The organism is Sphingobacterium sp. UDSM-2020, from assembly GCF_016132525.1.
Classification (GTDB): Bacteria; Bacteroidota; Bacteroidia; order Sphingobacteriales; family Sphingobacteriaceae; genus Sphingobacterium; species Sphingobacterium anhuiense.
On record NZ_CP066166.1, the window covers coordinates 4,320,031 to 4,330,301 of the forward strand.

The 10,271-nt window shown below is 36.3% G+C and carries 8 protein-coding genes; all 8 read left to right on the forward strand.

Going from position 1 to position 10,271, the window contains the following annotated elements; translation table 11 throughout:
- The first annotated feature begins 11 nt into the window (after positions 1 to 11).
- The 8 genes from JAZ75_RS18110 to JAZ75_RS18145 all read left to right on the forward strand — a co-directional run bounded on the left by JAZ75_RS18110 (position 12) and on the right by JAZ75_RS18145 (position 10,123).
- Complete coding sequence (locus JAZ75_RS18110) at positions 12 to 1,187, forward strand: DUF4998 domain-containing protein (RefSeq protein ID WP_084825391.1); 1,176 nt, start codon at positions 12 to 14, stop codon at positions 1,185 to 1,187.
- Positions 1,188 to 1,202: 15 nt separating this feature from the next.
- Positions 1,203 to 3,224 (forward strand): alpha-galactosidase, encoded by a 2,022-nt coding sequence (locus JAZ75_RS18115; RefSeq protein ID WP_208697270.1) that lies wholly within the window; start codon positions 1,203 to 1,205, stop codon positions 3,222 to 3,224.
- A gap of 20 nt (positions 3,225 to 3,244) precedes the next feature.
- Entirely contained in the window at positions 3,245 to 4,285 is a 1,041-nt protein-coding gene (locus JAZ75_RS18120) for a GntR family transcriptional regulator (RefSeq protein ID WP_208697272.1), read from the forward strand.
- A 22-nt stretch (positions 4,286 to 4,307) separates the two neighbouring features.
- Positions 4,308 to 5,903, forward strand: coding sequence for a solute:sodium symporter family transporter (locus tag JAZ75_RS18125; protein ID WP_208697274.1), 1,596 nt, complete (start codon positions 4,308 to 4,310; stop codon positions 5,901 to 5,903).
- An 11-nt stretch (positions 5,904 to 5,914) separates the two neighbouring features.
- Positions 5,915 to 8,167, forward strand: a complete 2,253-nt coding sequence (locus JAZ75_RS18130) for a glycosyl hydrolase family 95 catalytic domain-containing protein (RefSeq protein WP_208697276.1) — start codon at positions 5,915 to 5,917, stop codon at positions 8,165 to 8,167.
- Positions 8,168 to 8,305: 138 nt separating this feature from the next.
- Positions 8,306 to 8,767 (forward strand): hypothetical protein, encoded by a 462-nt coding sequence (locus JAZ75_RS18135; RefSeq protein WP_021191149.1) that lies wholly within the window; start codon positions 8,306 to 8,308, stop codon positions 8,765 to 8,767.
- 138 nt (positions 8,768 to 8,905) lie between these two features.
- Positions 8,906 to 9,676 carry a hypothetical protein gene (locus JAZ75_RS18140; RefSeq protein WP_208697278.1) on the forward strand — a complete coding sequence of 257 codons (771 nt, stop codon included), beginning with the start codon at positions 8,906 to 8,908 and terminating at the stop codon, positions 9,674 to 9,676.
- Positions 9,677 to 9,769: 93 nt separating this feature from the next.
- A complete protein-coding gene (locus JAZ75_RS18145) occupies positions 9,770 to 10,123 on the forward strand; it encodes a DUF6660 family protein (RefSeq protein ID WP_021191151.1) in 354 nt (117 codons plus the stop codon).
- Positions 10,124 to 10,271 lie beyond the last annotated feature (148 nt).

Here is a 10,271-nt window from a genome sequence, read left to right on the forward strand (position 1 = left end):
AAATAAAGAATATGAAACTATATATATTCGTACTATCCTTATTTGGTGCTTGGATGTTGGCATCCTGTTCTAAAATGGATGATTTTACCAAGTACACAAATGGCCAAGAGCAAATTTATCCTGCGAAATTAGATTCCATTAAAGTCCGATCAGGTAAATATAGGGTACAGATTGAGGGTGTTTTCCGGGTGAGTACAGGAATCTCCGAAATCCGTGTCTATTGGAACAGTAAACAAGACTCCATGCGATTTCCGGTTCAGCTGAAGAACGCAAATGATACCGTTCGTTGCTTGATCGAAAACCTGCCTGAAGGACCGATGAATTTTGAAGTCAGAACATTAGATCCTCAAGGAAGATTATCGATACCAACAAATCTGGTGGGATCAATCTATGGCGAGCGATATCGCGAAGGATTATTTCAGCGTTCTGTAGTGCAACAAAATTTTGTTGCAGGTCAGCAGTTGCAATTGGTAACACAGGATGTTGCCGCTACTATGGGAGCTGACGCTATGCGTATCAAGTACAAAAAAGATGATGGAAAGATGATCGATACTTTAGTGAAAACAAAATCCCAGAATGCACAAATACTTCTTTCTCATTACGCACTTTATAGTGAACTGTCTTATCAGACTATTTTTAGACCGGATAGTAATGCGATCGATACTTTCGTGGTACAGCCCACGAAGTTAATACCCAAGGGAGATATTACGGCCTGGTATTTAAAAAACTTTAAGAAACCTTTTACATCTGTTGCTTATGATGGAAACCGATGGGGTACGCTGAATGATTGGATAACAAATTCAAGTATGAAAAATCACAATGGTTTTGGTGGTTTTGCTTCTGATGATGGGGGAGTGGTCAATGTGGAAGCTGGATGGGGAGCTCCTGCTATTGTAAATGGTAAAATTGAACAACAGGTTACACTTCTTCCTGGAAAATACAGATTTTTCTGTACTTTGTCAGCAACAAATTATGATCAACCTCCTGCATATCTGGTAATCAGTAAATCGAATAAAACTATCCCCGATTGGGAACAGATTAATGATGCACTATTGTATACAGAAGTGAAATCTGATGGAATTTATTTTGATATTAAAGAGAAAGTAACGGTCAATATGGGAATGCTGCTTAATTTTCAACCTGATCATTATATGAAAATTGATGCTTTTCAAATCACATTACAATAATAGATGATATAAATTATGAAAAAAATTTTAGGAATATTTTTAATACTCGCCACTTCGCTTCAGGTACAGGCTCAAATATTTGAAGTAAAAAAAAATGAACTGGTATTTAAATACGACCGAGGAACAGGGAAATATAGTGTGTCCCAAAATAATAATTTGATTATAAAAGATGCTGTTTCTTATGCAGTTCTTTCAGATGGCACGCGTGTCAGTTCTGAAAATCTGAACGGAGTTTCAAAAATAAGTGAACAAGTTGTTGCTGATGCTTTAGGAAAAGGGAAACAGTATACGGTATCTTCAAAAACTAATTCCGGTATAGAGATGAAGCAACATTTTTTTCTATACGACCAGAAACCGATTATTTTAGTTCAATTGGAAATTAACGGAAAAAACATAGCAAGTAATGATATGTCTCCTTTATATATGCAGGCGAATATAAGTGGACTTGGTAAAGCATTATATCAAGTTGCTGTACCTTTTGATAATGATACTTTTATTTCTTATGAAAATGAGTCCCTTTCAAAAACAAATAAAGTAAGCGCTGAAGTGGGTGTTGTTTATGATAAGAATAGTAATCATGGATTGGTTATCGGTTCCTTAGACCAGTCTGTCTGGAAATCGGGTATATCCATTGGAGGAAATCAAAATAATTATGATTTTCTTGCAATAAAAACAGGATTTACGGATGTTAATATTACCCGAGATTCTATGGGACACGGGTTTATAAAAGGCAATCGTATTATTTCGCCGAAGTATTTGATTTCTTATGTGAAAGATTGGCGTGTTGGAATGGAGGACTATGCAAAGATCCATCGCCAACTACAAACACCTTATGTACAGCAGTGGACAGCTGCTACGCCTGTTGGTTGGAACAGTTGGGGCGTGATTCAGGAAAAAATTAATTTTCAGAATGCTACCGCTACAGCACAATATTTTGAAAAAGATATTCCTCATTTTCGCAATGCAGACGGTGATGCTTTTATTGATTTAGATTCTTTTTGGGACAATATGACACCAGGAGGTATGTCGGGAGATTATAGTCAACTTGAAAAATTTGTACATTATTGTGACTCTTTGGGTCTTAAACCAGGTGTATACTGGGCTCCTTTTACCGATTGGGGACATGGCAGTGGACCTAACCGAACAGCGGAGGGAAGTTCTTATAAATTTGGTGATATGTGGACCAAAACGAAAAGTGGCTATCACAACTTGGATGGTGGACGTGCTTTGGATCCTACGCATCCGGGTACATTGGCACGTATGGATGTCATATTGGGCAAACTGGTTGCGTGCGGATTCAAGATGATTAAAATAGACTTCTTGTCACATGCTGCTATTGAGTCGACAGGGTTTTATGATAAAAATACGTCTACGGGAATGCAAGCCTATGCTGTTGGAATGAAACATCTGGTAGATGTCTTGAAAGGCAAAATGCTCATTTATGCGGCGATCTCTCCATCATTAGCAACGAATCAATTTGCTCATATGAGACGCATAGCATGCGATGCATGGAAAACGCTTGACCAGACTGAGTATACACTGAACAGTGTGAGCTACGGTTGGTGGCAAACGTATCTGTATGATTTTATTGATGCTGATCACCTGGTCTTTCATGACGAACCGGAAAATGTAAACAAGGCAAGATTACTTTCCGGTATTGTTGCAGGTACGATTATCCTTGGCGATGATTTGTCGAAGAAAGAAAATTGGCAAAAAAACATGAATGTTTATCTCCAAGATTCAGAAATATTAAAGGTCATAGCAGATGGTAAAAGTTTTAGACCAGCTGGATTTGTGGAGGGAAAATCTGCAAACCAATGCTATTTTAAGAAATCGGGTAAGTATCTTTATGTTGCTATTTTTAATTTTAGCAATGAAAAGCAACATGTTGCTGTGGATTTCACACCTTTAGGTTTGAATCCTGCGCAACAGTATGTAGCAGAAGAATTATTTACCAAAACAAAGCAGAACATAAAATCTGATTTGCCAATTGCATTTAATGAAGGAGGCGGTAAACTTTTTAGAATCACCCTTTAACTCCTATTTAGTATTTATATATGAAAATATCCAAAGAAGAAAATAGTGCAACTTTAATCGCGCGGATAAAACGGTTAGAATCATTAAATACACTTTCTAAACATGAGTGTATTGTTCAAGGAGTGCTGGATGCTATCGATGCAAATGAGCTAGAAGTGCATTCCAGTCTTCCATCAGTCAATAATATGATACATTACCTCGGATATGCCAGAGAAACTTTTTCAAAGGCATACCGGGATCTTATAGCGCATGGAGTTGTTGAGTCTAAAAATAGAAAAGGATATTTTGTCGTAAGTAATAACACCCAGATGAAACAAAAAGTGGCTGTCGTGTTGTATGCTTATGATACATTTCAAGATACGTTAGTATCGGAATTGCGTGCAAATCTTCCAGAAGAAGTATCCATCGATTTATTTTTCCACCATAATAATATGGAGACTTTTGAGGATATTTTTAATCGTATCCAGGGAAAATATACGGTTTATATTGTAGCTCCGATTGAAAATAAAGCTTCGGTCCAGCTACTAAGGTCCATATCTCCTTCAAAGCTTTTAATAATTGATCGTTTATTGGATCTAGGCGAGGAGTATTCGTACATAGCTCAAGAATTTGAGAACTCTACTTATAAAGTTTTTGAACAGCTGTATCTTAAAATAAAAAAGTATAAAGAAATTATTTTTTATTTTAGAGAAAATACAGCAGAACCCAATGAAATCAAAAATGCATTTCTGAAATTTTTGGATAAGTATCAAATAAAGGGGCATATTGAAAAACAATATAAGCCCGGTAATTTGGAAAAGGATACGCTTTATTTTACGATTCACAATCCAGAACTGTACCTGATGCTGAAAGATATTTTGCAAAAGAAATGGAGATTAGGAAAGGACCTGGGGATTCTTTCTCATAATGATGATGTCATCAAAGAAATCATCAGCGGGGGGATTACAACATTTTCCACCAGTTTTCATACGATAGGTCAAGAAGCTGCAAAATTTGTTTCACAGCGGGTCCCTGTAAAAATGATTGTACCGACTGAGCTGGTAGATCGAAAATCACTTTAACAGATAAGGTAGACAAATTGATATGATAGTTGCAAGTTTTTGCTTTTTTACGGTTTTAGTAGCATTATGGTCTCTGTTAAAGTATAAATCGTATTATACGACTACATTAAGCGGTTTTTTTCTAGCCGGTAAAAGTAATAGCTTCTGGATGGTTGGATCTGCACTTCTGTTGACCAACCTAAGTGCAAATCAATTTATTGGTGAAAACGAATCTGTTTATATAAACAACTTATCTGTTATTGGATGGGGGGTGAGTTCGGTGGTCGCCATGTTAGTCGTTTCGGAGTTTCTGTTACCGATTTATTTCAAACATGGTTTTCGAACCATACCCGATTTTCTATCCCTGAGATTTAATGCGAAGACTAAGTTAATCGTTTCCGTACTTATCCTTGTTGGCTACATCGTGAATTTGTTACCTCCAGTTTTGTATGGAGGGGCGTTAAGTTTGGCAATCATGTTTGATGTACCTGCCTATTTTCAGATTAGTTATTGGCAAAGTATCTGGGTACTTGTCTGGGCTTTAGGAATTATCGGTAGCCTTTATAGCATATTAGGTGGATTGAAATTAATTTCTTTATCTGATGTCAGTTTAGGTTTGGGACTGTTTTTACTTGCTCTGATAATTCCAGTATATGCATTCTGGTATCTGGGCAGTGGAAACATATGGGAAGGAGTTCAGCAAGTATTTCTTAATAAAACAGAGCACTTGAATGCTGTGGGAGATAAACACGATGCGGTACCTTTTTCTACGCTCTTTACCGGCATGTTACTGATCAATTTCTACTACTGGGGTATGGAGCCATACATCGCGCAACAAACTTTAAGTGCAAAAAATTTAAAGGAAGCACAGAAAGGAATGACACTGGCCGCAGGGGGCAAATTATTGATGCCCTTGCTTATTAATCTTCCAGGACTTCTAGCCATACATCTATTGCCAAAAGTTGAGCCCTCGGCATCTGTATTTCCTAATCTGATTGTTCATATTTTCCCTGATATTCTTGTTGGTTTTTCACTGGCACTTGTTTTTGGTGCCGCTATGACGACATACACTGCGGGATTACAAAGTTGCGGTAGTTTATTTATATTTAATATCTATAAACCTTATCTGGAGCAATGTAATATCATCGTGTCGGAAAGCCAGCTCGTAAAAAAAGGCAAATATTTTGAACTCATCATTTCTTTGTCAGCCATGTTTATTGCACCTTTTATCCTTTTTGCACATGATGGTTTCTATACGTATTTGCAGACGGTTTCAGGACTTTTTAATATGCCTATTTTTACAATCATGATGATGGGTATTTTATCCCAAAGGGTAACTCCAGCGATGGCTCAACTGGGACTGTTTTTATATATGATCAGCTATTTTACCCTTGTGTTTATTTGGAAACTAGACCTGCATTATTTGCATTTATTTGCCTTATTATTTGTCATTATAGCAATTATTATCTGGATAGGCAGTAAATTAACACAACCTCATTATAAATCCACTTTTCAATTTGAATTTTCAGGATTGGATCGTACTTCCTATTGGAAAGGAAGGCATTTGGTCGGTACCATCCTAATTTTAGTGATGATAGCGATTTACATTGTTTTTTCACCCTTGGGCCTAGCCCAATAAATCTATTTTTTATGTTAAAATCACAAAGAGCATATATATTCATTCTAGTATTGATATTTTTTGTAAAAACGAATGTTTATGGTCAGCAGTATTTTCTATGGGATGATCAACCTGCTAAGGATTGGATGACTGAAGCTTATCCGATTGGAAATGGTCGTATTGGTGCCATGATATTTGGAGGAGTGAATAAGGAACATATTCAATTTAATGAGAACAGTTTATGGACCGGTAACGAACAGGAAACCGGGGAATATCAGGCTTTTGGTGAGGTGTTTATTGAATTTGGACAGGTTGGAGCAAAACCTTTCTCAAACTATAGCCGAAAATTAGATTTAGATCAGGCCTTACACCATATCACATACAATCAAGGTAATCAAAAAAGAAGTCGCAGATACTTCGCCAGTAATCCGGACCAGGTGATGGTAATGGAATACACAAATGAAAATAAAAAATCATTAAATGCAACCATCAGACTTAAAGATAGTCACGGCAAACTAACAAAATCGATAGCAGGCGATTTGGTGTTCAGCGGTGTACTTTCGAATGGTATGGAATATGCTGCACGCCTCCACGTAAAAACGGAAGGGGGAGAGGTTTTGGAGACAAAAGGAGAGGATGGCGAAATATTTATCCAGGTTCAATCGGCAGATAAAATAGTTATACTTTTGAGTGCGGCAACAGATTATGCCAATACTCGGTCTACGAATTGGAAAGCAAATGAAAAGCCATTAGAAGCGAACAAGAGATATATTCAAGAGGCTGCTAAATATCATTTTGATCAATTACTAACTAGACACTTAAAAGATTATCCATCACTTTTCGCTCGAGTACAGTTACAATTGGGGACTGAAGATTTATCGCAGGAGCTAACGACAAAAAAACTGCTGCAGCACTATAAGCAAAAGCCATCACCTGCGCTAGAATCTCTGATCTATCAGTATGGGCGCTACCTGCTTATAAGCTCTTCTCGTAAGGGCGGATTACCCGCCAATTTACAGGGATTATGGAATAATAGTAATACCCCTCCATGGCGATCAGATTACCATTCCAATATCAATGTGCAAATGAACTATTGGCCTGCTGAGGTTGCAAATCTAAGCGAATCTGCATGGCCATATCTGGATTACATCAATAGTATGCGCGAAGTAAAGAAGGAAAATACACAAAAAGAATTTCCAGGTGTTCGCGGTTGGACGGTTCGTACTGAAAATAATATTTTTGGAGGAGAAAGCTTCTCCTGGAATACACCAGGCAGTGCATGGTACGCGCAGGCACTTTGGGAACACTATGCATTTAATCGTGACAAAGCGTATTTAAGAGATTTTGCTTATCCAATATTAAAGGAAATATGTCAATTTTGGGATGATAGACTTGTTCGTCGTGATGATGGAACTGTAGTGGCCCCCATGGGCTGGTCACCTGAACACGGACCTACCGAAGATGCTGTGAGTTACGATCATCAGATCATTTTCGACCTTTTTACGAATTATGTTGAGGCCTGTCAAATTTTACAAATTGATAAAGCATATGGCAAGCATATCGAAACACTTCGCAATGCATTATTAAAACCAAAAATTGGAAAATGGGGGCAGTTGCAAGAGTGGGAAACCGACCGTGATGATCCTAATGATAAGCATAGACATGTTTCTCATTTGTTTGGCCTATATCCAGGACGACAAATATCTAAATGGGAAACTCCAGAATTAGCTAATGCGGCAAAAGTAACACTAAATGCGCGAGGAGATGAATCTACAGGATGGTCTATGGCTTGGAAAGTAGCATTTTGGGCTAGGTTACAAGATGGTAATCATGCTTACCTGATCTTGAAAAATTTTATTAATCTCGTAGGAGGTGAAGGGATAGATTACGATAACGGCGGTGGGGTATACGCGAATCTGCTTTGCGCACATCCACCATTTCAGATTGATGGTAACTTAGGTTATGTTGCCGCTGTTAGTGAAATGATCGTACAATCACAGAATAATATGATCGAGTTATTGCCAGCATTGCCAGATAATTGGAAAGATGGTAAAATTAAAGGATTGAAAGCTAGAGGAAACATTTTGATTCACGAATTGATATGGAAAAATAAGCAGGTTGAATCTGTTGTTTTAAGATCTTTAGAGCATCAGACTATTCAGCTTTTAAGTGCAACTGCACTTAAAGACGCAAAATTGATCAAGGAAGTTAACGGTAAATATATTTACCAACTGCAATTAAAACCTAATCAGAAGATTAATTTAAAAAGGGATGTTGTAAATTAATGATAATGTTTATTTGTTAAGAATGTTTAAGGTATTTGGTATAATATTTGGGTGTAGAGCTGTAGAAATACATACACTGTTGGTCTTTCAATTATCATGTTGAGAGTTTAATGTAGCAGTGTTTAAATAAAGTGATATATGAAAAGCATGATTTTTATGGCAGCTTTCCCTTTGTCTATCTTCGCAAGCTGTACATCTGCGAACAAAGGAAGCGATGATACTAAAACGGGTGATTCCCTAACGGTGGAATTTATTGGTTCAACACCGTTAAATATAAAAAATCCAGAAGGTAAAGTACAGTTGTATGCTGTTGCAGAGAATATAGCTGATGTCCCTGCGACACTACTAGAAGAAAAAAATATTCAACAATCTGGAGTTCCTTTTACGATTGACTTTGTTTTACCAAAAGATCATAAATCACATATAAAACCTGCTATAGCCGCCCATGAAGGAGTCAAATATTATGTTACCGTCAAATGGGATTCAGACGGTAATGGAAAAGTCGAAAAGGGAGATATTACAATTGACTATGACAGACAATTTCCGAACGTAAAACTAGGAGCAGGAAAGCAACAGGTCTATTTAACGGTTATTAAGTAATTAAAAGCAGTACAGGTTTTAAAAAAACTGTACTGTTTTTATGTTTAATTGACTAAACAGTTGTTATTTCATGAGCTGGGGTTTTTAGAAATTATAATTATTTTAAGAAATCTGTTAATAACTTTAATATCAGAAAATATGAAAAAAATAATCGCAGTATCATTTGTCCTTTTGACGATGATCAGTTGCCGAAATAGAGATTCTAAAACTGAAAGTGTTAACACAGCTGTCCAAGAATTGACAAATAAGACTGTTACTTTCTCAGAACCGGCGTGTTATGTTTATGATGATGGTAAAAATCATATTTCTATGGAATTTACCGAAATAGGAGCAATATGTAAAGGAAACTTAACTTATGCATTTGCAGAGAAAGATAAAAATATCGGAACTTTCATTGGAAAATTGGAAGGAGATATATTACTTGCAGATTATACATTTCAATCAGAAGGAATGGAGTCTGTTAGACAAGTTGCATTTAAAGTAAGCAAGGATACTTTGATAGAAGGATATGGCGATATGAATGCTGAAGGTACAGCTTTCAAAGATATAAAGCATTTGAATTTTACTTCCACTATGCCTTTGGTAAAAAGTGATTGTGCAGAACAAAAAGATGCTTGTTTGTTTGAAGAGGGAAAATCATATTCTGAGTTGGAACAGAGATGTATTACATTAGCGACTTTAAAAACTACCTTAAACCCCTTAAAAGAAGGAACAAGAACTGACGGTAAAAAAGCCTATGTGTACTTTAGTTCGGACAATGCTAAAGCTGAAGTTTTTTTACCTAATTCCAATAAAGGTATTGTATTGGAAAAAAAAGGTGAAGGCAATTGGGTTTCTGAAAATTATATCCTCATGGCATGGAAGGGATATGTGTTACAAGAAAAAGGTATTGCTATCTATGGCGGATAGGATATTAATCTTATCAAAAGTAAAGTGGGTATTGCAATTCTGTAATAAATGGATCATAAATTTTAAAAAAATATTTTTATGCAATACTATTGCATGAAAATATTTTCTACATTTGATAACATAATGAGATGGATAGCAACTATATTACTAATTTACATTGCAGCACTTTTTAGTGTTCCGTGCAGTGATGCAAGTAATAGTTGTAAAACCTCAAATAATTCTTCTCAAGAAGCACAACACAGTCATGATGAAGATCGAGATGATTATTGTGCTCCTTTTTGTCAATGTTCATGTTGTGGTATTACTATAACTACATTTAAATTTGACTTACCACAATTTGTTATTCCTATACAAGAATTTAAAGTTAAAAAAATCATTATAGGTAACTATTTCGTTGTTTCCGGTTTCTCAGGAAGCATATGGCAACCGCCAAAATTTAACGCTTAATTTTTTTTAGATTATTTCAGACCACTGTGTACTATATGTGTAAAAGCGTATGGTGTAATGTATGTATTCACCCAAAATCGCATAGCGATTTGCTGAATTCTAAAGCTGTGCTTTGGATTGATCTTTCAATTTTCCCATCCTAGGAAAA

Coding starts and splice junctions, on each gene's coding strand:
- JAZ75_RS18120 (WP_208697272.1), top strand. CDS start 3,245: ATGAAAATATCCAAAGAAGAAAATAGTGCAACTTTAATCGCGCGGATA.
- JAZ75_RS18125 (WP_208697274.1), top strand. CDS start 4,308: ATGATAGTTGCAAGTTTTTGCTTTTTTACGGTTTTAGTAGCATTATGG.
- JAZ75_RS18140 (WP_208697278.1), top strand. CDS start 8,906: ATGAAAAAAATAATCGCAGTATCATTTGTCCTTTTGACGATGATCAGT.
- JAZ75_RS18115 (WP_208697270.1), top strand. CDS start 1,203: ATGAAAAAAATTTTAGGAATATTTTTAATACTCGCCACTTCGCTTCAG.
- JAZ75_RS18110 (WP_084825391.1), top strand. CDS start 12: ATGAAACTATATATATTCGTACTATCCTTATTTGGTGCTTGGATGTTG.
- JAZ75_RS18135 (WP_021191149.1), top strand. CDS start 8,306: ATGAAAAGCATGATTTTTATGGCAGCTTTCCCTTTGTCTATCTTCGCA.
- JAZ75_RS18130 (WP_208697276.1), top strand. CDS start 5,915: ATGTTAAAATCACAAAGAGCATATATATTCATTCTAGTATTGATATTT.
- JAZ75_RS18145 (WP_021191151.1), top strand. CDS start 9,770: ATGAAAATATTTTCTACATTTGATAACATAATGAGATGGATAGCAACT.